The sequence below is a fragment of the Mycobacterium sp. NGS54 genome (genome assembly GCF_059812465.1).
Map to the genome: position 1 here is coordinate 197,604 of NZ_JCALCS010000002.1, position 24,781 is coordinate 222,384.

At 68.3% G+C, this 24,781-nt stretch carries 22 protein-coding genes; 12 read left to right on the plus strand and 10 right to left on the minus strand.

Annotated elements, in window-relative coordinates; translation table 11 throughout:
* Positions 1 to 105 precede the first annotated feature (105 nt).
* Entirely contained in the window at positions 106 to 3,021 is a 2,916-nt protein-coding gene (locus AC5Y5E_RS05625; protein WP_499902003.1) for an MMPL/RND family transporter, read from the plus strand.
* 18 nt (positions 3,022 to 3,039) lie between these two features.
* On the opposite strand, the gene AC5Y5E_RS05630 is transcribed toward AC5Y5E_RS05625, so the two are convergent.
* The 3 genes from AC5Y5E_RS05630 to AC5Y5E_RS05640 form a co-directional block, all read right to left on the minus strand.
* Entirely contained in the window at positions 3,040 to 3,597 is a 558-nt protein-coding gene (locus tag AC5Y5E_RS05630) for a PE family protein (protein WP_499902004.1), read from the minus strand.
* 336 nt (positions 3,598 to 3,933) lie between these two features.
* Entirely contained in the window at positions 3,934 to 4,401 is a 468-nt protein-coding gene (locus AC5Y5E_RS05635; protein WP_499902005.1) for a hypothetical protein, read from the minus strand.
* 114 nt (positions 4,402 to 4,515) lie between these two features.
* Complete coding sequence (locus AC5Y5E_RS05640) at positions 4,516 to 5,820, minus strand: adenosylmethionine--8-amino-7-oxononanoate transaminase (protein ID WP_499902006.1); 1,305 nt, start codon at positions 5,818 to 5,820, stop codon at positions 4,516 to 4,518.
* A 63-nt stretch (positions 5,821 to 5,883) separates the two neighbouring features.
* On the opposite strand from AC5Y5E_RS05640, the gene AC5Y5E_RS05645 reads away from it, so the two are divergent.
* Complete coding sequence (locus AC5Y5E_RS05645; RefSeq protein WP_499902007.1) at positions 5,884 to 6,330, plus strand: hypothetical protein; 447 nt, start codon at positions 5,884 to 5,886, stop codon at positions 6,328 to 6,330.
* A gap of 71 nt (positions 6,331 to 6,401) precedes the next feature.
* Here AC5Y5E_RS05645 and AC5Y5E_RS05650 read toward each other — a convergent pair whose 3' ends face one another.
* Complete coding sequence (locus AC5Y5E_RS05650; RefSeq protein ID WP_499902008.1) at positions 6,402 to 7,250, minus strand: type IV toxin-antitoxin system AbiEi family antitoxin; 849 nt, start codon at positions 7,248 to 7,250, stop codon at positions 6,402 to 6,404.
* A gap of 425 nt (positions 7,251 to 7,675) precedes the next feature.
* Between AC5Y5E_RS05650 and ripD the strand changes: the two genes are divergently transcribed.
* The 5 genes from ripD to treZ all read left to right on the plus strand — a co-directional run bounded on the left by ripD (position 7,676) and on the right by treZ (position 16,993).
* Positions 7,676 to 8,449 carry an NlpC/P60 family peptidoglycan-binding protein RipD gene (gene ripD / locus AC5Y5E_RS05655; protein ID WP_499902009.1) on the plus strand — a complete coding sequence of 258 codons (774 nt, stop codon included), beginning with the start codon at positions 7,676 to 7,678 and terminating at the stop codon, positions 8,447 to 8,449.
* A gap of 118 nt (positions 8,450 to 8,567) precedes the next feature.
* On the plus strand, positions 8,568 to 10,730 hold the full coding sequence (sucT, locus tag AC5Y5E_RS05660; protein ID WP_499902010.1) for an acetyltransferase SucT: 2,163 nt from the start codon (positions 8,568 to 8,570) through the stop codon (positions 10,728 to 10,730).
* A gap of 37 nt (positions 10,731 to 10,767) precedes the next feature.
* Positions 10,768 to 12,963: a glycogen debranching protein GlgX gene (gene glgX / locus AC5Y5E_RS05665; protein WP_499902011.1), complete on the plus strand. Its 2,196-nt coding sequence runs from the start codon at positions 10,768 to 10,770 to the stop codon at positions 12,961 to 12,963.
* Positions 12,964 to 12,966: 3 nt separating this feature from the next.
* A complete protein-coding gene (treY, locus tag AC5Y5E_RS05670) occupies positions 12,967 to 15,267 on the plus strand; it encodes a malto-oligosyltrehalose synthase (RefSeq protein WP_499902012.1) in 2,301 nt (766 codons plus the stop codon).
* A complete protein-coding gene (treZ, locus tag AC5Y5E_RS05675) occupies positions 15,260 to 16,993 on the plus strand; it encodes a malto-oligosyltrehalose trehalohydrolase (protein ID WP_499902013.1) in 1,734 nt (577 codons plus the stop codon). The genes treY and treZ overlap by 8 nt, the downstream gene beginning before the upstream one ends.
* A gap of 6 nt (positions 16,994 to 16,999) precedes the next feature.
* On the opposite strand, the gene vapC is transcribed toward treZ, so the two are convergent.
* Together vapC and AC5Y5E_RS05685 are read right to left on the minus strand one after the other, a co-directional pair.
* Positions 17,000 to 17,404, minus strand: coding sequence for a type II toxin-antitoxin system VapC family toxin (gene vapC, locus AC5Y5E_RS05680; RefSeq protein ID WP_499902014.1), 405 nt, complete (start codon positions 17,402 to 17,404; stop codon positions 17,000 to 17,002).
* Positions 17,404 to 17,613 (minus strand): type II toxin-antitoxin system VapB family antitoxin, encoded by a 210-nt coding sequence (locus AC5Y5E_RS05685; protein ID WP_197504313.1) that lies wholly within the window; start codon positions 17,611 to 17,613, stop codon positions 17,404 to 17,406. The genes vapC and AC5Y5E_RS05685 overlap by 1 nt, the downstream gene beginning before the upstream one ends.
* Positions 17,614 to 17,737: 124 nt before the next feature.
* Between AC5Y5E_RS05685 and AC5Y5E_RS05690 the strand changes: the two genes are divergently transcribed.
* From AC5Y5E_RS05690 to AC5Y5E_RS05705, 4 genes are all read left to right on the plus strand, one after another.
* Positions 17,738 to 17,983, plus strand: coding sequence for an AbrB/MazE/SpoVT family DNA-binding domain-containing protein (locus AC5Y5E_RS05690; protein ID WP_499882277.1), 246 nt, complete (start codon positions 17,738 to 17,740; stop codon positions 17,981 to 17,983).
* The gene (locus AC5Y5E_RS05695) at positions 17,967 to 18,389 is read left to right on the plus strand and encodes a PIN domain-containing protein (RefSeq protein ID WP_499902015.1); all 423 of its coding nucleotides are present in this window, start codon (positions 17,967 to 17,969) and stop codon (positions 18,387 to 18,389) included. Before AC5Y5E_RS05690 ends, AC5Y5E_RS05695 begins: the two co-directional genes overlap by 17 nt.
* Before the next feature lie 66 nt (positions 18,390 to 18,455).
* Complete coding sequence (locus tag AC5Y5E_RS05700) at positions 18,456 to 19,751, plus strand: DUF2786 domain-containing protein (RefSeq protein ID WP_499902016.1); 1,296 nt, start codon at positions 18,456 to 18,458, stop codon at positions 19,749 to 19,751.
* On the plus strand, positions 19,752 to 20,342 hold the full coding sequence (locus tag AC5Y5E_RS05705; protein WP_499902017.1) for a mismatch-specific DNA-glycosylase: 591 nt from the start codon (positions 19,752 to 19,754) through the stop codon (positions 20,340 to 20,342). It begins immediately after the preceding gene.
* Here AC5Y5E_RS05705 and AC5Y5E_RS05710 read toward each other — a convergent pair.
* Positions 20,320 to 21,633 carry an aminotransferase class I/II-fold pyridoxal phosphate-dependent enzyme gene (locus tag AC5Y5E_RS05710; RefSeq protein WP_499902018.1) on the minus strand — a complete coding sequence of 438 codons (1,314 nt, stop codon included), beginning with the start codon at positions 21,631 to 21,633 and terminating at the stop codon, positions 20,320 to 20,322. The two genes, AC5Y5E_RS05705 and AC5Y5E_RS05710, sit on opposite strands and share 23 nt — an antisense overlap.
* A 40-nt stretch (positions 21,634 to 21,673) precedes the next feature.
* Here AC5Y5E_RS05710 and AC5Y5E_RS05715 point away from each other — a divergent pair, with 40 nt between their 5' ends.
* Complete coding sequence (locus AC5Y5E_RS05715) at positions 21,674 to 22,333, plus strand: pyridoxamine 5'-phosphate oxidase family protein (protein ID WP_499902019.1); 660 nt, start codon at positions 21,674 to 21,676, stop codon at positions 22,331 to 22,333.
* A 70-nt stretch (positions 22,334 to 22,403) separates the two neighbouring features.
* Here AC5Y5E_RS05715 and ilvA read toward each other — a convergent pair whose 3' ends face one another.
* Genes ilvA through AC5Y5E_RS05730 form a run of 3 tightly spaced genes read right to left on the minus strand, consistent with a single transcriptional unit; the run spans position 22,404 to position 24,733 of the window.
* Positions 22,404 to 23,687 carry a threonine ammonia-lyase gene (gene ilvA / locus AC5Y5E_RS05720; RefSeq protein ID WP_499902020.1) on the minus strand — a complete coding sequence of 428 codons (1,284 nt, stop codon included), beginning with the start codon at positions 23,685 to 23,687 and terminating at the stop codon, positions 22,404 to 22,406.
* A 23-nt stretch (positions 23,688 to 23,710) separates the two neighbouring features.
* Complete coding sequence (locus AC5Y5E_RS05725; protein ID WP_499902021.1) at positions 23,711 to 24,148, minus strand: nitroreductase family deazaflavin-dependent oxidoreductase; 438 nt, start codon at positions 24,146 to 24,148, stop codon at positions 23,711 to 23,713.
* A gap of 27 nt (positions 24,149 to 24,175) precedes the next feature.
* Positions 24,176 to 24,733, minus strand: a complete 558-nt coding sequence (locus tag AC5Y5E_RS05730) for a TetR/AcrR family transcriptional regulator (RefSeq protein WP_499902022.1) — start codon at positions 24,731 to 24,733, stop codon at positions 24,176 to 24,178.
* Between the last annotated feature and the right edge of the window lie 48 nt (positions 24,734 to 24,781).

Below are 24,781 nucleotides of genomic sequence, written 5' to 3' on the forward strand. Positions count from 1 at the left end.
GGCAACCGTGGGGAGCATCGTGGCACAGGGCGACAGCGGGAGCAGTGGCTGCCGCTTCGACGTGCGCGGCGCGGCCGCCTTCGCCGTCTGCCCGGTGCAGGCCCCATGAGCAACGAACCGCCTTGGCGACCCTTCTTTGCGCGGATCATCCGCAGGCTTTCGCTCGTCGTCATTCTGGCGTGGGTGGCGTTGACGCTCCTTGTGACGTTCGGGGTTCCGCCTTTGGAGCGGGTCGGCGAAGAACACTCCGTGCCGCTGGCTCCTCAAGACGCCCCGTCGGTGCGCGCCATGACGAGCATGGGCAAGGCCTTCAAAGAGTCCGATTCGGACAGTTTCGCGATGATCGTGCTGGAGGGGCAGCAACCGCTCGGCGAAGACGCTCGCACGTACTACCGAGGATTGGTCCGTGAGTTAAGAAACGACCCGCGGCACGTCGAACACGTGCAGGACCTGTGGGGCGACCGGCTCACGGCGACGGGCGTGGAAAGCCCCGACGGCAAGGCCGCATACGTGCAGCTGAATCTGGCCGGCAACCAAGGGACCACCCTGGCGCAGGAATCCGTGACGGCGGTCCGGCACATCATCAAACAGACGCCACCGCCGCCCGGTGTCGAAGTCCATCTCACCGGCCCGGCGGCGCTCATCCCGGACATGGTGCGCAGCGGCAACGACTCGCTGCTGAAGATGACTCTGATAGCCGGGGCGATCATCTTCGTGGTGCTGCTACTCGTCTACCGTTCGGTCACCACCGTGATCCTGGTGGTGATTGGGGTCGGGGTCGAAGTCGGTACGGCCCGAGGGATTATCGCGTTTCTCGCCGATCACAACGTCGTCGTGCTCTCGACGTTCGCGATCAATCTGCTGGTGGCGCTGGCCATGGCGGCCGGGACCGACTACGGGATCTTCTTCTTCGGCCGATATCAGGAGGCCAGGCAGGCCGGCGAGGACCCCGAATCGGCCTACTACATCACCTACCGCGGCGTCGCTCCCGTCGTCCTGGGTTCCGGTCTGACGATCGCCGGGGCGATGTTGTGCCTGAGCTTCACCCGGATGCCCATTTTCCAGACCATCGGCGTGCCCTGCGCCGTGGGCATGCTCGTCGCGGTCGCGGTGGCGGTCACGCTGGTTCCCGCGGTCCTGACGGCGGGAAGCCGCTTCGGGCTGTGCGACCCCAAGCGCCGGATCGCGCAAAAGCGATGGCGAGGCATCGGGACGGCGATCGTCCGCTGGCCCGCGCCCATTCTGGTCGCGACACTGGCGGTCGCCCTGGTCGGCCTGGTGACCTTGCCGGGCTACAAAACCAGCTACGACGACCGGTCTTACCTGCCCAAAGACCTGCCGGCCAACTTGGGGTACGCGGCCGCCGATCGCCATTTCTCGCAATCGCGGATGTTGCCCGACATTCTGATGATCCAGGCCGACCACGACATGCGTAATCCGGCCGACTTTCTCGTGCTGCATAAAATAGCCAAGGCCATTTTCCGCGTTCCGGGAATTTCTCGGGTGCAGGGCATAACCCGGCCTGAAGGAACGCCGATCGAGCACACCTCGATACCTTTCCTGATCAGCCTGCAAAACGCATCCATGCTGCAGAACATGTCATTCATGAAGGCCCGCATGAATGACATGCTCACGGAGGCCGACGCGCTGGCCAAACAGATCGCGATATTGAAGCACCTGTACGAGTTGCAGAAGCAGCTCACCGCCGTCGCTCACGAGACGGTCGGCGTGGCGAAAGAGATGGAAACCATCGTGGACGAGCTCGAGGACCACGTGGCGGATTTCGACGACTTCTTCAGGCCAATTCGAAGTTACTTCTACTGGGAAAAGCATTGCTTCGATATCCCGATATGTTTTGCGATCAGGTCGATATTCCAGCTATTCGACAGTGTCGACGCTCTTCGCGACAGATTGCACATGGTCGTCAAAGACGCGGTGCAGGCGGACGAGCTGGCGGCTCAGCTACTGCAGCTCACTCCCCCCCTGATCGCGATCGCGGAGGCCACGCGCGTGACGCTGTTGACGAACCACAGCACCACGTCCGGGCTTTTCGGCCAGCTTGATGACGCGAGCCGTAGCGCAACCGAAATGGGGCAGGCGTTCGACTCGGCCAAGAACGACGACTCTTTCTATCTGCCGCCCGATGTCTTCCAGAACCAGGACTTCCAGCGCGCGATGGCTTCCTTCGTGTCTCCGGACGGGAAGGCGGCGCGATTCATCATTTCGCACCGGGGCGACGCCGCGACACCCGAAGGCATATCGCGGATCAACCCGATCAGGGCGGCGGCCGAAGAGGCGCTGAAAACGACTCCGCTGGAGAGCGCCAAGATTTCCATTGCCGGTGCCGCGGCCACCTATAAAGACTTCGATGACGGCTCGAAATACGACCTGTGGATCGCGCTCGTCGGCGCGCTTTGCCTCATTTTCGTCATCATGCTCGCCCTTACCCGAAGCTTCGTGGCCGCCCTGGTTATCGTTGGGACGGTGGTGCTTTCGCTGGGAGCATCGTTCGGGCTGTCGGTTTTGGTGTGGCAGTACGTTCTGGGCGTCAAATTGCACTGGATGGTACTGCCGATGTCGGTCATCGTCCTATTAGCGGTGGGATCCGACTACAACCTGCTCCTGGTGGCCCGCATGAAAGAGGAGATCGCGGCCGGCATAAATACCGGCATCATCCGCGCCATGGGCGGCACCGGGAAGGTCGTGACGAACGCCGGCCTGGTGTTCGCCTTCACCATGGCGTCGATGATCTTCAGTGACCTGCGGATCATCGGCCAGCTGGGCACCACCATCGGCCTGGGGCTGTTGTTCGACACGCTGGTGGTGCGCTCGTTCATGACCCCGTCCATCGCCGCGCTGCTCGGGCGCTGGTTCTGGTGGCCACAGACGGTCCGCCCGCGCCCGGCCAGCTTCATGCTTCGCTCCGAGGCGCCGCGCGCGGTGGTGCGGTCCTTGCTGCTGCACGAGGAGCGCCGCGACGACGACGCGGCCACGCTTGAACTCCCCCGGCTAACCGTGTAGGTCGCGCCGGCCCGAAAATTACGGAATCGGAATCGTTGACCCAGTTAGCAACTTGGCCAAGAATTGCTCTAATTCGATCAATCCGGCCAGTGTCAAATATGTCAATACGAGTGTCTCGTATGCGATATAGACAGGTAGCTCGAAGAAGCTCAAGAAGAACTTCAAAACGCCCGTCGTGCTGTTATAGAGACTGTTAAACGCTGCGAGGAACCCGGCCGGCGCGTCGATGAGCTCTTGAATAATCGAATTCGAATCGGCGGCCACCGACGCGGCGTTGACGGCCTCCGCGGCCGCATAGGCGCCTCCACCCGCGGTCAACTGCTGTGCGAACTGTGCGCCATACGTCGACGCCTTGCCGACCAGCCCCTGGAAGCTCTGCGCGGCCTGGGAGAACACCTGTGCGATGGCCGCCGACACCTCGTCGGCGGCCGCGGGTATCACCCCGACGGTGGGGGCCGCCGCCGCCAGGTGTGCCGCGCTGAGCGTCGAACCAATAGCAGCCAAATCCCTCGCCGCGGCCGCCATCAACTCCGGCGTCGCCATCACATACGACATATCTATCCTCCAGCCGGTCACCGACACGACCCAGCGGCAAAGCAAGAATCACGGCTGGATCACGCCCGTCACGGAGATTACACACAAGTACAACGGCGCGCTGCAGCTTCGGCTGATCCCTAAGAACAAAACTCGGCGGCACCTCAAACTGGCTGCTAGTGCTGCTTCAGACCTAATGGCGTAGGCCCCAAAACCATGCGGTCCCCCGGGTCGTTGCGCCGCCACCGGGACGCGCGGACGAAGTCACTCCCGAAACCGTCCCGGTCGGCTTCGATGAGCCGCTACTCCATCGTCGACGGTCGGGCTCCCCGGCCCGCCATGGCCGACGGGATTGCGGGGGCCCGGCGCGTCAAAATCTCAGCTCGCGTCCCGCAGCATCGGCTGCGCGGTCGAGGGCAGCTCGACGGCCACCGTCGCCTCAGCAAACAAATCGACCGACGCCGCGATGGTGCGGTCAACGAAAGCGGCGAACTCCTCGAAGGAGATGTCGTCCTGGATCCAGCGGGACCTGCGGGCCACAAGACCGACGCGCTGTGGGTCGGCGCAACCGTGCACGATCGCGGTGACTTTGCGGTTCTGCTTGTTCCATTTGTCAGCTAACCGGGTCAGCCAGGGGCGGTCGGCTGCGCGGAACGAGCACGCGGGAGCGACCCCGATGACCAGCATGTCGCCGAACGACGGCGAGACCTCGAGGTGGATGTGCAGCCGCCCGGCATCGGCGTTGGCGACACAGAAGTATTCGCCGTCGTGCTCGCCCTTGAGGAACTGCAGCCCGCAGGTGCGTACGTAGCGTTCGATCAACTTGGCGCAGAGCGACTCACTCATCATGGGATTGATCATGGGCCCGGCGGCTTTGGGGATCCTTTGAGCCGAGCTAGCCGCGGCCGAAGAATCTGCTGAGAATTTGCTGAGCCGCTGTGCCGGAAGCGGACCGCGGGCTCAGCCCACCCGCCGCGCGACCTCCACCATCGCCAACGTGATCTGCGCGATCTCCGCGTCCGTGCAGATGTAGGGCGGCATCGCGTAGACCAGGTTGCGGAACGGGCGCAGCCAGACGCCGTGGTCCAGCGCGGCCGGGGTGGCGACGGCGAGGTCGACGTGCCGGTCGCACTCGATGACCCCGATGGCCCCGCACACCCGGACATCGGCCACGCCGGGCAGCGCCCGGGCCGGCCCCAGCCCTTCCGCCAGTCCCGCGGCGATCTCCCCGACCCTGGATCGCCAGTCCTGGCCGAGCAGCAGCTCGACGCTGGCCACCGACACCGCGCAGGCCAGCGGGTTGGCCATGAATGTGGGCCCGTGCATCAGTGCGCCGGCCTCCCCCGAGCTGATGCTGTGCGCAATCTCGGTGGTGCACAGGGTGGCGGCCAGGCTGAGGTATCCGCCGGTCAGCGCCTTTCCGACGCACATGATGTCCGGGCTCACCCCGGCGTGGTCGGCGGCGAATAGCTCACCGGTGCGACCGAACCCGGTCGCGATCTCGTCGAAGATCAGCAGCACGTCGTGCCGGCTGCACGCCTCGCGCAGGTCCCGCAGGTAGGCCGGGTCGTGGAAGCGCATCCCGCCCGCACCCTGCACGACGGGCTCGACGACCACGGCCGCCAGCTCGGGGGCGTGTTGCGCCAATTGCGCCTCGAACGCCGCCCCATAGGCGGGGTCGTAGTCGCGCGGCACCTGCGGGGCGAACACCTGCGGGACCAGCACATCGGACCACAGCGAGTGCATGCCGCCGTCGGGGTCACAGACGCTCATCGGGGTGAAGGTGTCGCCGTGGTAGCCGCCCCGCCACGTCATCAGCCGGTGCTTGGCGGGCCGGCCACGGCTGCGCCAGTACTGCAGCGCCATCTTCACCGCGACCTCCACCGACACCGATCCCGAGTCGCTGAAGAACACCGTCTCCAAGCCCGCCGGCGTGATCTCCACCAGCAGCTGCGCCAGCCGGGCCGCGGGCTCGTGGGTCAGCCCGCCGAACATGACGTGGTTCATCGTGGCCAGCTGCGCGCCGAGCGCGGCGTCCAGGTCGGGGTGGCCGTGCCCGTGGATCGCGGTCCACCAGGAGCTCATCGCGTCGAGCGCCTCGATGGGTTCGCCGTCGCGGATCAGCGTCAGCCGGGCGCCGCGGGCGGCGACGGCCACGACGGGCGCCACCGATTCCCTGCCGATGGTGCTGTAGGGATGCCACACGTGCGCCGCGTCGATCGCGCTGATCTCCGCGGGCGTCAACCCGGCCCTCGTCGCAGGCATAGAGATCGAGCGTAGAGGCAGCCGGTTCGCACAATTCGCGGCCATCGGGGACCATCTATGGCCATGGCTTCGCCGCACCAGCCCGAGGGCCCCCACCCGGGCGACCACATCGCCGCCCCGCCGGCGCCCGAGCAATCCGACCAGCAGGCACCCCGGGTGCTTCGCCTGCGGCTAGCGGCATGGGACGTCATCTGCACGGTCACGCTGCTGGTGCTGCTCTTGGTCCTCGCCACGGCGACGGACTGGCCGGCGCGGCTCTTCGGCTACCTCGGGAAGGTGTGCCAAGGCGAGGACTGTGGACCGGTCCCGTTCGGGATCGACTACTACATTCATCCGGTGGTGTGGGGCGGCATCGGCGCGGCGATCACCGCGGCCGGAATCGGCCCGTTCGTTTCCCTCCTGAAGGGCTGGTACATGTCCTTCTGGCCGGTGCTGGCGCTCATCCTGCTCCTGGTCGCGTCCGCGGCCGGCTTCATCCTGACCACCTTCAGCGAGCGCTATTGGCTGTGACGGCCCCGGCCCGCGGTGTGCGCCGAGATCGACGGCAGCGCGGAAAAGTTCGAGTACGCATGACGATAACGTCAATCTCGGCGATATCCGCGGCGGACGAGGGCCTCGCGCACACGGCGGACGATCTCGTCGGGTCGATGCTCGGCGACGACCCGGATCACGATCCAGCCCAACTCGGCGAACTTGTCCAGTCGCGAAATGTCCTTCACGTATTGCCTTCGGTCGGCGCGATGTTGGTCGCCGTCGTATTCGCCGGCGACCATGTAGTCCTCCCAGCCCATGTCCAGCACGCCGACTAATCGCCAGCCGTCGGCGACCGGTATCTGCGTTGTCGGTTTCGGCAGTCCGGCATCGATGAGAAGCAGCCGCAACCAGCTTTCCTTCGGCGAGGCCGCGCCTCCGTCGACCAGAGGCAGCACCTCCGCGAGACGTCGCAGACCGCGAGCGCCGCGATACCGCTTAGCCACGACGCAGACATCCTCGAATGAGAAGGACGTGGCACGCATGACGGCGTCGAGCCGAGCCAGCGCCTGACCACGTGCCGGGTGGCGGCCGAGGTCGAACGCGGTGCGGGCGACCGATGTCACCGGCAGCCGCTTGACGGCGGTCACTTCGTCGGCGCCGAGCATTTCGTTGCGGACGATCAACCCGCGCTGCGGCCGGGCGTTTTTCCCCACGAGCTCGATCGGCGTGTCCGCGTCGACCCACCGCGCCCCGTGCAGCGCAGACGCCGCCGCCCCCGCGATGACGGCCCGCCGGCCCGACCACAGCCACGCGCCAAGCGTGCGATCAGCCAGCGACGGCTCGTGCCGCTTCGGGATGTAGACGTCACGAAAGATCGTCCGGTACCACCGGCGCAGCTGATACTCGGTCAACGCGGCGGCCCCGACCGCTTCGCTGCCCAAGAACACCTCCCCCATGGGGAGATGATGGGCGGGACCACCGACATGCTCACCGAAATCGACGCCAGCGCGGAAAAGTGCGAGTGGAGACCGCGCTAACGTCGATTTCGGCGCATAGACGGCGCGCTTGCGTCGCTGAGCCCGGCGCGACCGCCGACTGAGACCCAAATCACAACTGCGGGCACGGAATTAGGCCCGCCAGTCACCGTCCGGTCACGTTACGACAAAAAATCATTCGTGGAGCTCAGCAGCCATTTTCCGCGTGCAACTTCTGTTGTAAAAGTGTCTGTAGTGACTGGTGTGAATTCGGGCAAGCCGGCCGGGTTCCTCCAAGCGTCATGCAGCGGCGTAGGCCCCGACGGGGAGGCCAAGCCTCCTGCAGTAGCGGCCGACGCGCGAAGTCACCGCGACGGAGGCCCAGGACCCAAGAAGGTGGGAACCCCATGAAACGCATCTCGGCTTTCGCGATCGGTCTCGCGATGCTGGTGGCCCCGTTGGCCACCGCCGGTATCGCGGCCGCCGACCCCGGCACCCGGTCGATGGACTACCAGCAGGCCACCGACGTCGTCGTCATGCGCGGCCTTTCGCAGCGTGGCGTGCCGTTCTCCTGGGCCGGCGGCGGCATCACCGGCCCCTCGCGCGGCAAGGGCACCGGCGCCATGACCGTCGGTTTCGACGCGTCCGGCCTGATGCAGTACGCATACGCCGGCGCGGGGATCAAGCTGCCGCGTTCCTCCGGCGAGATGTACCGGCTCGGGCAGAAGGTGCTGCCGCAGCAAGCCCAACGCGGCGACCTGATCTTCTACGGCCCCGCGGGCACGGAAAGCGTCGCGATGTACCTCGGCAACAACCAGATGCTCGAGGTGGGTGACGTGGTCCAGGTATCGCCGGTGCGCGCCAATGGCATGACGCCCTACCTGGTCCGGGTTCTCGGGGCCCAGCAGACGCCGTTCCAGCAGGCGCCGCTGCAGCAAGTGCCGGTCCAGCAGGTCCCGACGCAACAGGCACCGCCGCAGCAAGCGCCGGTGCAGCAGGTCCCGACGCAACAGGCACCACTGCAACAAGCGCCGGCCCAGCAGGCACCGCTGCAACAGGCTCCGGCCCAGCAGGCGCCGCTCCAGCAGCAGGTGCAGCAGGCGCCGGTGCAGCAGCTGCCGCTGCTGCAGCAGCCGACGCAGGCACCGGTGCAGCAGGCGCCCTACGGCATCACCCGGTAGCCCTAGACGGGGCCGCTTCTCCCCACCCAACAGCCGCCACTTGCTCCCCTGAGCTGGCTCGCCGCACGGCCGGCCGGCAGGAGCGGGTGGCGGTTTTCGGATAAGTTGGCGGTTGACCATGCAGACCCTGTCGCCGCCTCGCCCACCGGTTGCCGCCAAACCGGCGGCGGCGCGCGCGGCCGGGTTCTATCGCTACGACCTCGACGGCCTGCGCGGCATCGCGATCGCGCTCGTCGCCGTCTTCCACGTCTGGTTCGGCCGGGTTTCCGGCGGCGTGGACGTGTTTCTCGCGTTGTCCGGGTTCTTCTTCGGCGGCAAGATCCTGCGCGCCGCCCTCAACCCGGACCGTCCGCTGTCCCCGGTGGCCGAGGTGACCCGGCTGGTCCGCCGCCTGCTTCCCGCGCTGGTGGTGGTCCTGGCCGGCTGTGGGCTGCTGACCGTCCTGGTGCAGCCGGAAACCCGCTGGGAGACGTTCGCCGACCAGAGCCTGGCGAGCCTCGGCTACTACCAGAACTGGGAGCTGGCCAACTCCGCGGCGGACTACCTGCGGGCGGGTGAGGCCGTCACCCCGCTGCAGCACATCTGGTCCATGTCGGTGCAGGGCCAGTTCTACGTCGCCTTCCTGCTGCTGGTCGCCGGGTGCGCCTACCCGTTGCGGGGCCGGCTGAGGGCCCACCTGCGCACCGTCTTTTTGGTGGTGCTCGTCGCGCTGACGGTGGCCTCGTTCGTCTACGCCGCCGTCGCCCATCAGGACGACCAGGCGATCGCCTACTACAACAGCTTCGCGCGGGCCTGGGAGCTGCTGCTGGGCGCGCTGGCCGGCGCCGTCGTGCCCTACATCCGCTGGCCGATGTGGCTGCGCACCGCCCTCGCCACCGCCGCGCTGGCGGCGATCGTGTCATGCGGGGCCCTGATCGACGGCGTCAAGGAATTCCCGGGCCCCTGGGCGCTGGTCCCGGTCGGGGCCACCATGCTGATGGTCCTGGCCGGGGCCAACCTACCGGCCGGCGGGGACAACCGGTTGCCGCTGCCGAACCGGATGCTGGCGACGGGGCCGCTGGTGGCGCTGGGCGCGATGGCCTACTCGCTGTACCTGTGGCACTGGCCGCTGCTCATCTTCTGGCTGTCCTACAGCGGCCACCGCCACGCCGGTTTCGTCGACGGCGCGGCGGTGCTGCTGGTTTCCGGCGCCCTGGCCTACCTGACCACCCGGCTGGTCGAGGACCCGCTGCGGTACCGGGCATCCGCCGGCGCCGCCTCGCCCGCGCCCATGCCGGATTTCCCCTCGGTCCCCTGGTCGCTGCGCCTGCGCAGGCCCACGATGGCGCTGGGGTCGATGGTGGTGCTGCTCGCCGTCACGCTCACGGCAACGTCGTTCACCTGGCGTCAGCACGTCACGGTGCTGCGCGCCGCGGGCAAGGAGCTCAGCGTCCTCAACCCGCAGGACTACCCGGGCGCGCGCGCCCTCACCGAACACGTCCGGGTCCCGGCGCTGCCGATGCGGCCCGGCGTCCTGGAGGTCAAGGACGACCTGCCGATCTCGACCCGGGACGGCTGCATCAGCGACTTCGTCAACCCCGCGCTGGTCAACTGCACTTACGGCGACGTCGCGGCCACCCGCAGCATCGCCCTGGCCGGCGGATCGCATGCGGAGCACTGGCTGCCCGCGCTGGACCTGCTCGGCCAACTGCACCACTTCAAGGTCGTGACATACCTCAAGATGGGCTGCCCGCTGTCCACCGAGGAAGTCCCGCTGATCATGGGCAACAACGCCCCATACATGCAGTGCCGCGAGTGGGTGCAGCGGACCATGACCAAGCTCGTCACCGACCGGCCCGACTACGTGTTCACGACGACGACCCGGCCATGGAACATCAAGAGCGGTGACGTGATGCCGGCGACCTATATCGGCATCTGGCAAACGTTGTCGGACAACAACATTCCCATCCTCGGCATGCGGGACACCCCGTGGCTGGTCAAGAACGGCAAGCCGTTCGACCCCGCGGACTGCCTGGCCAAGAAGGGCGGCAACCCCGAGTCCTGCTCGGTCAAGCGCTCCGACGTGCTGTCCGATCGCAACCAGACGCTCGATTTCGTCACACAGTTCCCGTTGCTGAAGGTCCTCGACATGTCCGACGCGATCTGCCGCGCCGACGTCTGCCGCCCCGTCGAAGGAAACGTGCTGATCTACCACGGCGCGCACCACCTGTCGCCCACCTACGTGCGAACGATGACGGCCGAGCTGGGCCGGCAGATCGGGGCCGGCACCGGTTGGTGGTAACAAGCCGCGGCCCTGTGGGCGCGGATAAGGTCATGTGATGCCGACCGACAGACCCGCTTCGGAAACAGGCGCTGGTAACCGACGGCCCACGCTGGCCACCGTTTGGCCGGGAAATCCCTATCCGCTCGGTGCCTCGTATGATGGGGCGGGCACCAACTTTTCGCTGTTCTCCGAGATCGCCGACAAGGTCGACTTGTGTCTGATCGACGACGACGGCCGCGAGTCGCGCGTCCCGCTGGACGAAGTCGACGGGTTCGTCTGGCACGCCTACCTGCCGAACATCGTCCCGGGTCAGCGCTACGGCTATCGCGTCCACGGCCCCTTCGACCCGGCGGCGGGGCACCGGTGTGACCCCAGCAAGCTGCTGTTGGACCCGTACGGCAAGGCCTTCCACGGCGACTTCGACTTCGGCCAGGCGTTGTACTCCTACGACCTCGCGGCCGTCACCCCGGACGGCCCGAACGCCGACGGGCTCGACCCCGGGACTCCTCCCATGGTGGACTCGCTCGGCCACACCATGACCAGCGTGGTGAGCAACCCATTCTTCGACTGGGGCTCCGACCGCGCCCCGCTCACCCCGTACCACGAGACCGTCATCTACGAGGCCCACGTCAAGGGCATGACGCAGACCCATCCCGGCGTCCCCGAGCAGCTTCGAGGCACCTACGCCGGGCTGGCCCATCCGGTGGTCATCGAACACCTCAAGTCGCTCAACGTCACCGCCATCGAGCTGATGCCCGTTCACCAGTTCATGCATGACCAGCGACTTCTGGACTTGGGGCTGCGAAATTACTGGGGCTACAACACCTTTGGCTTTTTCGCTCCGCACAACCAATACGCGGCCAACCGCACGGCCAGCGTCGCCGAGTTCAAATCCATGGTGCGCAGCTTCCACGACGCCGGCATCGAGGTGATCCTCGACGTGGTGTACAACCACACCGCCGAGGGCAATCACCTCGGCCCGACGATCAACTTCCGCGGCATCGACAACGCCGCCTATTACCGGCTCGTCGACACGGACCTGCGGCTGTACAAGGACTACACGGGCACCGGCAACAGCCTGAACCCCCGCCACCCGCATGTGCTGCAACTGATCATGGACTCGCTGCGCTACTGGGTGCTCGAGATGCACGTCGACGGGTTCCGCTTCGACCTGGCCGCCACCCTGGCCCGCGAGCTGCACGACGTCGACCGATTGAGCGCGTTCTTCGACCTGGTCCAGCAGGATCCGATCGTCAGCCAGGTCAAATTGATCGCCGAACCGTGGGACGTCGGCGAGGGCGGCTATCAGGTGGGAAATTTCCCGGGTTTGTGGACCGAGTGGAACGGGAAGTATCGCGATACTGTGCGCGACTACTGGCGGGGCGAACCCGCGACCCTGGGCGAGTTCGCCTCCCGGCTGACCGGGTCGTCGGACCTCTATGAGGCGACCGGCCGGCGCCCCAGCGCCAGCATCAACTTCGTCATCGCCCACGACGGGTTCACACTCAACGACCTGGTCTCCTACAACGACAAGCACAACATGGCCAACGGCGAGGACAACCGCGACGGCGAAAGCCACAACCGGTCGTGGAACTGCGGCGTCGAGGGCCCCACCGACGACCCCGACATCCTGGAGCTGCGCTGCCGGCAAATGCGCAACTTCTGGGCGACGCTGCTGGTCAGCCAGGGCACGCCGATGATCGCGCACGGCGACGAGTTCGGCCGCACCCAGAGCGGCAACAACAACGTCTACTGCCAGGACTCCGAATTGTCCTGGATGGACTGGTCATTGGTCGAAAAGAACTCGGACCTGCTGGCTTTCGCGCGCAAGGTGACCACCCTGCGCAAGAACCATCCGGTGTTCCGCCGGCGCCGGTTCTTCGAGGGTGAGCCGATCCGCAGCGGCGACGAGGTCCGCGATATCGCCTGGCTCAATCCGAGCAGCCGCGAGATGACCCACGAGGACTGGGGCGAGAGCATTCACAAGTGTGTGGCGGTGTTTCTCAACGGCGACGCCATCACCGCACCGAACGCCCGCGGCGAGCGGGTGGTCGACGACTCGTTCCTGTTGTGCTTCAACGCCGGCGAGGACCCGGTGGAGTTCGTGATGCCGCCCGACGACTACGCCCAGGAGTGGACGGTGGAGCTGGACACGAACCATCCCGCCGGCGAGGCGGACCAGGTGGTCAACGCCGAGGAGAAGGTCTCGCTGCCCTCACGTTCGCTGCTGATACTTCGTAAGACCTTGTGACGCATGGCTTTACCCGTCCTGTCCACCTACCGGCTGCAGCTGCGTGGTGAATCCAGCGGGTTCGCCTTTACCTTCGAAGACGCCGAGGGCCTGCTGGATTACCTCGACGACCTCGGGGTGACACATCTCTACCTCTCCCCCGTGCTGACCGCGGCCCGCGGATCCAACCACGGCTACGACGTCACCGATCCCACCACGGTCGCGGCGGAGCTGGGCGGCGCCGACGGCCTGGCGCGGCTGTCCGCCGCGGCCCGGGCGCGCGGCATGGGCCTGGTCGTCGACATCGTCCCCAACCACGTCGGCGTCGACGACCCCGAGCAGAACGCGTGGTGGTGGGACGTGCTGCGGCACGGCCGGGGCTCGCAGTACGCGGCGTTCTTCGACATCGACTGGGATCTCGATGAGGACGGCCGAATTGTGTTGCCAATACTGGGTTCCGACGACGACGCGGCCGACCTGAAGGTCGACGGCGACCGGCTGCGGCTCGGCGATCTGGCGCTGCCCATCGCCCCGGGCACCGGGGAAGGAAGCGGCCCGCAGGTCCATGACCGCCAGCACTACCGGTTGGTGGGCTGGCGCAACGGGGTCACCGGCTACCGGCGCTTCTTCTCGATCACCTCGCTGGCCGGGCTGCGGCAGGAAGACCGCGAGGTGTTCGACGCCAGCCACGCCGAAATCGCCCGCTGGTTCGACGAGGGACTCGTCGACGGCGTGCGCATCGACCACCCCGACGGATTGTCCGATCCCTGCGGATATTTGGCGCGGCTGCGCGGGCTTGTCGGGCCCGACGCGTGGATCGTGATCGAGAAGATCCTCGCGGTCGACGAGGCCCTCGAGCCGACGCTGCCGGTCGCCGGCACCACCGGCTACGACGTGCTCCGTCAGGTGGGCGGCGTCTTCGTCGACCCGGCCGGCGAAGAGGCGCTCACCGCGCTGGTCAACTCGGCGGGGCTGGATTACGACGCCATGCCGGGCCTGCTCGCCAAGCTCAAGATCCGCGCCGCCACCGAGACACTGGCCAGCGAGCTGGCCCGACTGCGGCGGGTGGTCGCGGCGACGGCGGGCACCGATCACCCGCTGCTGCCCGATGCGGTCGCCGCCCTGCTCACCCACGTCGGCGTCTACCGCAGCGACTACCCCGGCCTGGCCGCGCTGCTGCCCACCGCGCTGGCCGAAACCCAGGCGCAGTCACCGCAATTGGGGCCCGCACTGCAGGTGCTGGCCGCGGCGCTGGCCGAGGGCGGCGAGCCGGCCACCCGGCTGCAGCAGCTCTGCGGCGCGGTGACCGCCAAGGCCGTCGAGGACTGCTTGTTCTACCGCGACGCCCGGCTGGTCTCGCTCAACGAGGTGGGCGGCGAACCGCACCGCTTCGGTGTCGGCCTCGCGGAGTTCCACCACGGCGCCGCGACCCGCGCGCGGTTGTGGCCGCACACGATGACGACGCTGACCACCCATGACACCAAGCGCGGCGAGGACGTGCGGGCCCGCATCGGCGTGCTGTCTCAGGTGCCGTCGCTGTGGACCGAGTTCCTGGCCCGCTGGGAGATCCGGGCCCCCTCGCCCGATCCCGCGACCGGACGGTTCCTGTGGCAGAACATCTTCGGGGTGTGGCCAGTGAACGGTCAGGTGACCGGGGAACTGCGCGCCCGGCTGCACGCCTACGCCGAGAAGGCCGTCCGGGAAGCGGCCTGGCACACCTCGTGGAACGATCCAAACGCCGCCTTCGAGGACGCGGTGCACCGCTGGCTGGACAACATCCTCGACGGCCCGGTGGCCGGCCAGCTGACCGAGCTTGTGGCCCAACTCAATCCGCACGCCGCGAGCGACGCGCTGGGCCAGAAGCTGCTGGCCCTAACCGTGCCCGGCACCCCCGACATCTATCAGGGCACCGAGCTGTGGGACGACAGCCTGGTGGACCCCGACAACCGGCGCGCCGTCGACTACGGCGCCCGCCGGACCGCCCTGAAGGACTTGCAACACCCGAAGATTCGCGTCGTCGCCACGGCGCTCCGGGTGCGGCGCGCCCGCCCGGACACGTTCCTGCAAGGCGGCTACCGGCCGGTGCTCGCCGACGGCGAGGCCAGCGACCACGTCGTGGCGTTTCGTCGCGGGGACGACGTGCTGGTCGCGGTGACCCGCTGGACCGTGCGGCTGGCGGAAACGGGATGGGGCAACACCGTGCTGCCGCTGCCCGAGGGCACCTGGACCGACGCCCTGTCCGGCGCCGTGGCCAGCGGCGCGACCTCGGCGGCCCAGTTGTTCTCGGACCTGCCGGTCGTGCTGTTGGAGCGCCGGCATGACTGAGTTCCGGGTCTGGGCGCCCAAACCCGCGCTGGTGCGGCTCGACCTGGACGGCACGGTGCACCCGATGAGGCGCTCCGACGACGGCTGGTGGCACGCGGACGTCGACGCGCCTCCGGGCGCCCGGTACGGATACCTGCTCGACGACGACCCCACCGTCCTGCCCGACCCCCGTTCGCCCCGCCAGCCCGACGGCGTGCACGCCCGGTCGCAGCGCTGGGACCCCGCCGACGCGGCCTGGACCGACGGCGACTGGCCGGGCCGATCGGTCGAAGGGGCGGTGATCTACGAGTTGCACATCGGCACGTTCACCGCCGCCGGCACCTTCTATTCGGCCGTCGAAAAGCTGGACCACTTGGTCGATCTCGGCGTCGACTTCGTCGAGCTGATGCCGGTGAACTCCTTCGCCGGCACCCACGGCTGGGGGTACGACGGCGTGCTGTGGTACAGCGTGCACGAACCCTACGGTGGCCCCGACGGCCTGGTCCGGTTCGTCGACGCCTGCCACGCCCGCGGCCTGGGCGTGCTGATCGACGCGGTGTTCAACCATCTCGGCCCGTCGGGGAACTACCTGCCGCGCTTCGGCCCCTACCTGTCGTCGGCGAGCAACCCGTGGGGCGAAGGCATCAACATCGCCGACGCCGAGTCCGACGAGGTGCGCCGCTACATCATCGGCTGCGCGCTGCGCTGGATGCGCGACTTCCACGCCGACGGGCTGCGGCTCGACGCCGTGCACGCGCTGGTGGACACCACCGCCATCCACATTCTCGAGGAGCTCGCCGCCGAAACCGCCCTGCTGTCAAGCCAACTGGGCCGCCCACTGTCGCTGATCGCCGAAAGCGACCTCAACGACCCGCGGTTGATCACCCCGCGCGAGCGCAACGGCTACGGGCTGACGGCGCAGTGGGCCGACGACATCCACCACGCCATCCACACCGCCGTGTCCGGCGAACGCCAGGGCTATTACGCCGACTTCGGTTCGCTGGCCACGCTGGCGGAAACGTTGCGGCGCGGCTACTTCCACGCCGGCACCTACTCTTCGTTCCGGCACCGCCGCCACGGGCGCCCGCTGGACACCACGGCGATCCCCGCCACCCGGCTGGTCGCCTATACCTGTACCCACGACCAGGTCGGCAACCGGGCGCTCGGGGATCGGCCCTCGCAGAACCTGACCGTCGGCCAGCTGGCGGTCAAGGCCGCCCTCGTCCTCGGATCACCCTACACCGCAATGCTTTTCATGGGCGAGGAATGGGCTGCGTCGACGCCGTTTCAATTCTTCAGCTCGCATCCCGAACCGGAGCTGGCGCGGGCCACGGCCGAGGGCCGCAAGGCCGAATTCGCCGATCACGGCTGGAACGCCGACGACATCCCCGACCCCCAGGATCCCCAGACATTCCAGCGCTCCAAACTTCGCTGGGACGAGGTCGGCGCCGGCGAGCACGCCCGCCTGCTCGACACCTACCGCGAGCTGATCGCGCTGCGCCGCCGCGACGCCGATCTGGCCGACCCGTGGCTGGAGCACCTGATCGTCGAATACGACGAGGCCGAGCGCTGGATCACGATGCACCGCGGCCGGTTTCGCATCGCCTGCAACCTGGGCGCCGAGCCGGTCACGGTGCCGGTGACGGGCGAGCTGGTCCTCGCCTGGGGCGAACCGACGCTCGACGCCGGGTCCACCAAGCTGCCCGCGCATTCGTTCGCCATCCTGTCGGTGCGCGAGCAGACCTGAGCGCCCTCAGCGCACCGACGTGGCGCCGAGGCTGGTCATTTGCGCGATGACATCGAAGTCTGCATCGCGGTGGACGATGCGGGCACCGTGGCGGATCGCGACCGACGCGATGAGGCAGTCGTTAATGCTCCGAATCGTTTTCCCCGCGCGCCGGGCCGCCCGATAGATGTCGGCGGCGGCCCGGAAGTCGATCGCGTTGTCCAGGCCCAACGAGGGCAACCCGTTCACGAGCCGCTCGAGCATCACGTAGGCGTTGTCGTTGGTCGCACCGCTCAGGATTTCCATCGCGATGGGTTCGCACATCGCGATTTGACGCTCCTCCTCGGAGATCAGTCGGCGCACTTCGGCGGCGGCGGCCGAGCCGGTAGCGCGGAAGTATTCGACCCAGGCCGATGTGTCAACGAGGATCATCAGAACGTGGCGGGCCGTTCACTCCGCACGTCATCGAGGTCGCCGTCCCAGCCGACCCCTTCCAACCCCAGCAGGAATTCGCGGGTCAACGGCTGACCAACCAACCGTCGCAGGGCGAGGTCAACGGCCGCTTTTTTGGTGGAGAGGCCGAACCTTCGCATTACCTCGGCGGCGAGTTCGTCGTCGATGTCGATGTTGGTGCGCGACATACACCAAGCATACACATCGGACCGCGGACGGCCGATCACACCGCAGGCCGGTCCCTCGTGCCCGCGGCGCCAAGAGAGCTGCCTGTCAACGACTGTTTTGCCAATCGCATGGTAATGTAGTGCCATGAACGTGACCGTGGACCGACTGGGGCGGTTGGTCATTCCGAAGGCATTACGGGTCGCGCTGGGGATCACGCCCGACACACAGCTCGAATTGATTCCCGACGGATCTGGACTGCGGATCGAGCCCGTCCAGCAGCGCGTCCGCCCGATCGAGACGCAAGACGGCCTTCCAGTCCTCGGCCATGTGGAGGGTGCGGTGCTGACGGACGACGACGTGCGCCGGCTTCGCGATGACATCCAACGGTGACCTTTGGGCGTGCGACACCAGCGTCGCCGTCGCCGCTCTCGATTCGACCCACGAGGCGCACTCGGCGTGCCGTCGAGTGCTCGTTCGACGTCGCCCCGCGCTCGCGGGTCATGCGATGTTCGAGACGTATTCGGTGCTCACCCGACTTCCACTTCCGCTACGTCTGAATGCGGCCCAAGCGTCCTCGGTACTGGCGAGAGCGTTTCCAGCAGCGTGCTGGCTCGAGGCGAGTGCTACCAGCGATCTTTTCGAGCGACTTGCCCACTTCGGCATCGTCGGCGGATCGGTCTATGACGCTCTCGTCGGCCATGCCGCGTCGAAGAACCGACGCACACTGCTCACCCGCGATCGTCGGGCAGAGCGCACCTACCGCTCACTCAACGTGCAATACGAGTTCGTTGACTGACCGTTTCGCCGCACGGCCCGGCGTGCCTGCCCCAGGGTGTCGGACCCGTTCGGAAGACTGCGGAACATGAGCAGACGCAACCGTGAGAAGCGCACGGCCAAGCACAAGAACCGGCGCCGGGCGGCGCCCGCGCAAGAGCGCGTCGGCCCCAATCCGGGACCCGACCGCGCGCTGCTTCTCGAAAGCCTTGTCGTCGCGTTGAGCACGGCCGCGTCGTGCGCTCCCGAGCAGGCGCCGCGTCACGCCGGCGAGCTGTTACGCGAGTTCGCGGCCTTCGCACGTGAGCTCGACGTTGCGGCTGACCTCGCCATTAACGAGGCCATCAGCGCAGCATGGGAGCACGGATGGCAACCATCCGACTTGCATGAAATCGCACGGCGCAAACTCAAGCCGGCCGACGTCCGCTACCTCGATGAGGCCATCGTCGGTGAATGCCGGCGCTACGCCGCAGCGACATTGCACCCGGCCTGGCGCGCCGATCTCGCCCGCCTCGCACCCACAGCCGATTCAAGCGCACAACCGCCCCTTATGCGGCGGTGGGTCGCGTCGCACACGGTCGACCGCCGCGCGGCCGTCGCGGTCGTCCTCAAACTCCTGAATCTTCTCGGCAGACTCCCAGTGCTGGAAGTGCTCGTGCCGCCGCCAGGTACGCACCGGCACGTGACAACCGCGGTGAGTGATGCTGACGAAAGGGCTCTCGGCAAGGTGCGTGCACTATTGGCCAAAGCCGAAGCCACCGGGTTCGCGGACGAGGCGGAGGCACTTTCGGCCAAGGCCCAAGATCTCATGAGCAGGTACGCGCTGAGCGAAGCGCTGGCCCGTCACGACCGCGGCCGGAAGCCGGCCGCGACCGCGCGACGGATCTGGATCGACAACCCGTACGCCGCCGCCAAGGCGGCCTTGGTGCAAGTGGTGAGTAGGTCCAATCGTTGCCGCGCGGTGTGGGCCGAGTGCCTCGGATTCGTCACTGTCATCGGCTGCGAAACCGATCTCAACCTGGTCGAGCTGCTCAGCACGTCGCTGCTCGTACAAGCCAACCGAGCCATGCTCGGCGCGGGGCGCAACGCAAGTGCGCAAACACGTTCCAGGACATTTCGCCATTCGTTTCTTGTGGCCTACGCCCAACGCATTGGCGAACGGCTCGAGGGCGCGAGCGCATCGGTTGCCGCGGAGGCCAAAGGGGACGGTCGACTGCTTCCGGTGCTGGCGGCCGATAGCCTGGCGGCCGACGAACTCCTTTGTCGACTGTTCCCGTCGACGCTTCCTCGCGCGGTGTCAGTCTCCGACGGTGCCGGCTGGGGCGCAGGCCGCGCCGCGGCGAACATGGCCGTGTTCGACACGCGCGGTTCGATCGCGGGTTAGGTGGACGACGCCCGGTTCACCCGCGACCAGCTGAAGCGGTTCGCCGGTGCAACCCTGCCGGACCTGATTTCCGATCGGGTCCGGCTGCTGTTCGTCGGGATCAACCCCGGCCTGAGAAGCGTTGCCGTGCAAGCCCATTTCGCTCCCCGAGGCAATCGGTTCTGGCCGGCGCTGTTCCGGGCCGGCATCACCGATCATCTGATCGACGCCTCGTCCGGGTTCACGCCCGCCGACCGAGAATATTTGCTGGAACTCGGGATCGGCATCACCAGCTTCGTCGAGCGGGCCACCGCGGGCGCGGACGAGCTCACGGTCGCCGAATTCGTCGAGGGCAGAAGCAGACTGGACAACACGGTTCACGAGTACTCCCCGCGGGTCGTCGCGGTCCTGGGGGTCACCGCCTACCGCGACGCCTTCGGCGACCGCCTGGCGAAGCAGGGCAAGCAGGTGTCGCCCTACCCCGGAACCGAGCTGTGGGTGCTGCCGAATCCGAGCGGGCGCAACGCCCACGCGTCGTTGCCCAGCCTCGCGGCCGCCTACGGCGAGGTAGCCCGGGCCGCCGGCATCCCTACACGCTCGGCCGACCGGTAGCCAGTACCGCCTCGGCGATCGCGTCGGCCAGCGGATCGATCTCGCGCGCGCCCAAATCGGCGACGGTGACGCGGATTCCGGGTGCGGTGCGGATCCGGAACCGCGCCCCCGGCGCCGCGGCCCAACCCGCGCCGAGCAGCCGGGTGATCGCCACCGTCTCGTCGGGCACCGGGACCCATACGTTGAGCCCGGAGCGCCCGTGAGCGGCGACGTCGCGCCGGGCCAGCGCGGCGCGCAGTCGCGTCCGGTTGTCGGCGTATTGCCTCTCGGCCCGGCCGACGAGGCGCGCTGCGGCCTCGTCGGACCACAGGCCCACGGCGAGATCCTGCAGCAGGTGGCTCACCCAGCCCGGGCCGAGGCGCAGCCGGCCGTGCACGCGCTCGACGGTGCGGCGGTCCCCGGCGAGGACGGCGACGCGCAGGTCCGGGCCGTAGGCCTTGGACGCCGAGCGCACGAACGCCCAGTGGCCGGTCGATCCGGCCAGCGTGTGCAGCGGCGCCCCGGCGATGCCCGCGCAGTGGTCGTCCTCGACGAGCAGCACGTCGTCGGTGCGGGCGGCCAGCAATTCGCGCAACGCGTCCGCGCGATCCGCCGACAGCGCCGCACCGGTCGGGTTGTGCGCGCGGGTGGTGACGACCACGGCCCGCGCGCCGCGTCCGAGCGCCCGGGACAGGTCGGCAACCAGCGGGCCGTCGTCGTCGACGCGCACCGGCTCCGCCGAAAGGCCAAGGGCAGCAAGCAAATCCAGCAGGTTGGCCCAACCCGGGTCTTCCACGGCCACCCGGTCGCCGGGCCGCAGGTGCACGCTCAGCGCCCGCTCGATGCCATCGAGCGCGCCGCTGGTCACCGCCAGGCGATCGGCCGGGACGCCGTCCGCGGCGAGCGCCGCGCGGGCGTGGTCGACCAACGCGGGCGACATCGCCGGCTCGCCGTACAGCAGCGGCCTGGGGCGCGGGACCCGGGCGGAGGCGATCGGGAGCAGCGCCGGGTCGGGGTTGCCGGTCGACAGGTCGCGCACGCCCGCGGGAACGTCGAGACCCAACAGCGAGCGGGGCGTCGTCGCCGGGCGGTGCCGCACCCGGGTGCCGCGCCGTCCCGCGGTCTCGACGGCCCCGCGATCGCGCAGCAGGCGGTAGGCCGCGGCCACGGTGTTGGCGTTCACGCCGAGCCGGCCCGCCAGGTCGCGGATCGGCGGCAACGCCTCACCCGGCGCCAGGGAGCCGTGCGAGATGGCCTCCTCGACGTTGGCGGCTATGGATTCCGCGCCCGTCCCCGTATATTGTACTGGCACGAGAATAATTATGTACTAGGACAAACTAAAGGGCAATCCGTTGGAAACCGCATACCGCCCCACGCCCCGAACGACGCCCACCCGCTACCGCGAGCGCGCGCACTACGACCGCCCCACGGTCCACGCGATCCTGGACGAGGCCCTGATCTGTCACCTGGGCTACCCGGGCGCCGGCGGGCCGGTGGTGTTGCCGACGACGCACGCCCGCCTCGACGAGACCCTCTACCTGCACGGTTCGACGGGCGGCGGCCCCGTGCTGGCCGCCCGGGCGGCCGCGGCATCGGGGTCGGGCCTGCCGGTGTGCGTCACCGTCACCCTCGTCGACGGGCTGGTGCTGGCGCGCTCGGCCATGCACCATTCGGTGAACTTCCGCTCAGTGGTCGTGCTGGGCAACGCGCGGGTGGTCGACGATCCCGCGGAGAAGTTGCGTGCGCTGCGCGGCCTGCTCGACCACATCCGGCCCGGGCGTGCCGACGACTGCCGCAATCCCAACGCGCGCGAACTCGCCGCGACCGGCGTGCTCGCGCTGGACCTGGCCGAGGTCTCGGCCAAGGTCCGCGCCGACGGCCCGGCCGACGATCCGGAGGACCGCGCGTTGCCGCACTGGGCCGGCGTCGTTCCGCTGACACTGACCGCCGGAACCCCGGTGCCCGCCGCCGACCTCGACCCCGCTATCCCCGTGCCGTCGTACCTGACATAACCACCCGCCGAGCGTGCGTGTTTGTGCGGCGGCACGCCGCGTAACGCGTGCAACTGCGCACGTTCGCGGCCTACAGGAGGTAGCGGTAGGCGGGCGAGCCGGGCTCGAGGGCCTCGACGTGAATTTCCGTCGCCCGCATCCGCGCCATCAGCCCGTCCAGGCCCGCGGCCGATCCCAGTTCGATCCCGACCAGCGCCTCACCGGTCTCCCGGTTGTTGCGCTTGACGTACTCGAACAGGGTGATGTCGTCGTTGGGCCCTAGCACCTCGTCGAGGAACCGGCGCAGGGCGCCCGGCTCCTGCGGGAAGTCCACCAGGAAGTAGTGCTTGAGGCCGAGGTGCACCAGCGAGCGCTCCAGCACCTCGCCGTAGCGCGACACGTCGTTGTTGCCGCCCGAGATGAGGCACACCACCGTGGACCCCGGTTCGACGTTGGCTTCCAGCAGGCCCGCGACCGACAGCGCGCCCGCCGGTTCGGCGATGATGCCCTCGTTCTGGTAGAGGTCCAGCATGGCCGTGCACACCGCGCCCTCGTCGACCGCGGTGATCGACACCATGTCACCGGCGGCGGCCAGCGCGGCGTAGGTCAGCGTGCCCGCCCGCTTCACCGCGGCCCCGTCGACGAACTGGTCGACGTGGTCCAGCGTCACCGGCTCGCCGGCGGCCAGCGCGGCCATCATCGCCGCGGCCCCGGCGGGCTCGATACCGAGCACCGCGGTGTTCGTGGTCCGTTCGGCCAGGTAGGTGGTGATGCCCGAGATGCAGCCGCCGCCGCCCACCGGGACCACGACCAGGTCGGGCTCGGCGTCGAGTTGGTCGAGCAGCTCCAGGGCGATGGTGCCCTGCCCGGCCATCGTGCGCGGGTCGTCGTAGGGCGGCACCAGCGTGGCGCCGGTGCGCTGGACGTCGTCGAGCGCCGCCTCGGCGGCCAGGTCGTAGGTCGACCCGCCCACGATCAGCTCGATGAACTCCCCGCCGTGGTAGCGGATCCGATCGCGCTTTTGCTTGGGCGTCTTGGCCGGCACGTAGACGCGGCCGTGCACCCCGAGCGCGCGGCAGGCGTAGGCGAAGCCCTGCGCGTGGTTGCCCGCCGACGAGCACACGACGCCCGCGGCCAGCTCCTCTTCGGACAGCTGCACCAGCAGGTTGTAGGCGCCGCGCAGCTTGTAGGAGCGCACCACCTGCAGGTCCTCGCGCTTGAGGTAGACCTGCGCGCCGGTGATCGCCGACAGCCGGTCGCTCGGCTGCAACGGGGTCGGCGTGACCACCGGGGCGATTCGCTGGGCCGCCGCGTCGATGTCGGCCGCTGAAATTACAGGCAGCGGTGACCTACTCTGGCTCAGTTCAGCGGACACCGATCAATGGTCCCATGCCGCCTTCAGCTGACCGGGCTGAGCACGAACACCGGGATCTGGCGGTCGGTCTTTTTCTGGTATTCGGCGTAGTCCGGAAAGGCCTCCACCGCTCGCTCCCACCAGGTGGCCTTCTCGTCGCCGGACACCTCGCGGGCGTCGTAGTCACGGGTGACGGCGCCGTCCTGCAGCTCGACGCGCGGGTTCTTCTTGATGTTGTGGTACCAGACCGGATTCTTCGGGGCCCCGCCGAGCGAGGCGACGACGGCGTACTCGCCATCGTGCTCGACGCGCATGAGCGGGGTTTTGCGGATCTTGCCGGTCTTGGCCCCGACCGTGGTCAGCAGGATGACGGGTTTCCCCTTCATGTCCGCGGCCTCCGTTCCACCCGACGCGGCGTATTTGTCGGCCTGCTCGCGCGACCAATCCCAGGGCGACGGTGCGTATTCACCTGTAAGCGGCATGTCACCAACTCTAGGCGGCGTTCCCGGCTAGGGCGCCGGGCCCGTGAGATAGCGCGCGAGCACCGGGCGCACCCATTCGGTCAGCGTCGCGTCGTCCATATCCGCCAGCGCCGGCACCCCAACGACGTTGCGGGCCATCGCAATTCCCAGCACCTGGGAGCCCACCAGCGCGGCCCGCTCGGCGGCGCGGTCGGGGGTGACGACCGCCAGCGCCGGAGCCACCTGCTCGACGAACACCTCGAGCAGCGCGTCGGCGGCAGCCCGGTTCGTCGCGGCCGCGCGCAGCAGCGGCAGGAAAGACCCGTGCGGGTCCCACACCCTGACGAACAGCGGCACCAGGACATCGGCCATCCGCTCGGGCGCGACGCCGGAGAGGTCGGGAAAGGTGACCTCGAGCCGGGAAACGGCGGCGAACAGGTCCGCCTTGCTGCCGAAGTAGTGCATGACCAGCGCGGGATCGACGCCGGCCTCCGACGCGATCGAGCGGATGGTGGTCCGCTCGAAGCCGTGGGCGGAGAACTGGGCGCGCGCGACGCGCTGGATCGTCGCGCGGGTGACCTTCCCATCACGCGTCTTAGCCGGCATGGGCGAATTATATTCAACAACTGTTGACACCGCCAGCACCGAGGCCTA

What these genes read in the sequence shown, in the direction of transcription:
- AC5Y5E_RS05625 (WP_499902003.1), top strand. Translation starts at nt 106, where the DNA reads ATGAGCAACGAACCGCCTTGGCGACCCTTCTTTGCGCGGATCATCCGC.
- AC5Y5E_RS05635 (WP_499902005.1), bottom strand. Translation starts at nt 4,401, where the DNA reads ATGAGTGAGTCGCTCTGCGCCAAGTTGATCGAACGCTACGTACGCACC.
- AC5Y5E_RS05640 (WP_499902006.1), bottom strand. Translation starts at nt 5,820, where the DNA reads ATGCCTGCGACGAGGGCCGGGTTGACGCCCGCGGAGATCAGCGCGATC.
- AC5Y5E_RS05645 (WP_499902007.1), top strand. Translation starts at nt 5,884, where the DNA reads ATGGCTTCGCCGCACCAGCCCGAGGGCCCCCACCCGGGCGACCACATC.
- AC5Y5E_RS05650 (WP_499902008.1), bottom strand. Translation starts at nt 7,250, where the DNA reads ATGGGGGAGGTGTTCTTGGGCAGCGAAGCGGTCGGGGCCGCCGCGTTG.
- ripD (WP_499902009.1), top strand. Translation starts at nt 7,676, where the DNA reads ATGAAACGCATCTCGGCTTTCGCGATCGGTCTCGCGATGCTGGTGGCC.
- sucT (WP_499902010.1), top strand. Translation starts at nt 8,568, where the DNA reads ATGCAGACCCTGTCGCCGCCTCGCCCACCGGTTGCCGCCAAACCGGCG.
- glgX (WP_499902011.1), top strand. Translation starts at nt 10,768, where the DNA reads ATGCCGACCGACAGACCCGCTTCGGAAACAGGCGCTGGTAACCGACGG.
- treY (WP_499902012.1), top strand. Translation starts at nt 12,967, where the DNA reads ATGGCTTTACCCGTCCTGTCCACCTACCGGCTGCAGCTGCGTGGTGAA.
- treZ (WP_499902013.1), top strand. Translation starts at nt 15,260, where the DNA reads ATGACTGAGTTCCGGGTCTGGGCGCCCAAACCCGCGCTGGTGCGGCTC.
- vapC (WP_499902014.1), bottom strand. Translation starts at nt 17,404, where the DNA reads ATGATCCTCGTTGACACATCGGCCTGGGTCGAATACTTCCGCGCTACC.
- AC5Y5E_RS05685 (WP_197504313.1), bottom strand. Translation starts at nt 17,613, where the DNA reads ATGTCGCGCACCAACATCGACATCGACGACGAACTCGCCGCCGAGGTA.
- AC5Y5E_RS05690 (WP_499882277.1), top strand. Translation starts at nt 17,738, where the DNA reads ATGAACGTGACCGTGGACCGACTGGGGCGGTTGGTCATTCCGAAGGCA.
- AC5Y5E_RS05695 (WP_499902015.1), top strand. Translation starts at nt 17,967, where the DNA reads ATGACATCCAACGGTGACCTTTGGGCGTGCGACACCAGCGTCGCCGTC.
- AC5Y5E_RS05700 (WP_499902016.1), top strand. Translation starts at nt 18,456, where the DNA reads ATGAGCAGACGCAACCGTGAGAAGCGCACGGCCAAGCACAAGAACCGG.
- AC5Y5E_RS05725 (WP_499902021.1), bottom strand. Translation starts at nt 24,148, where the DNA reads ATGCCGCTTACAGGTGAATACGCACCGTCGCCCTGGGATTGGTCGCGC.
- AC5Y5E_RS05730 (WP_499902022.1), bottom strand. Translation starts at nt 24,733, where the DNA reads ATGCCGGCTAAGACGCGTGATGGGAAGGTCACCCGCGCGACGATCCAG.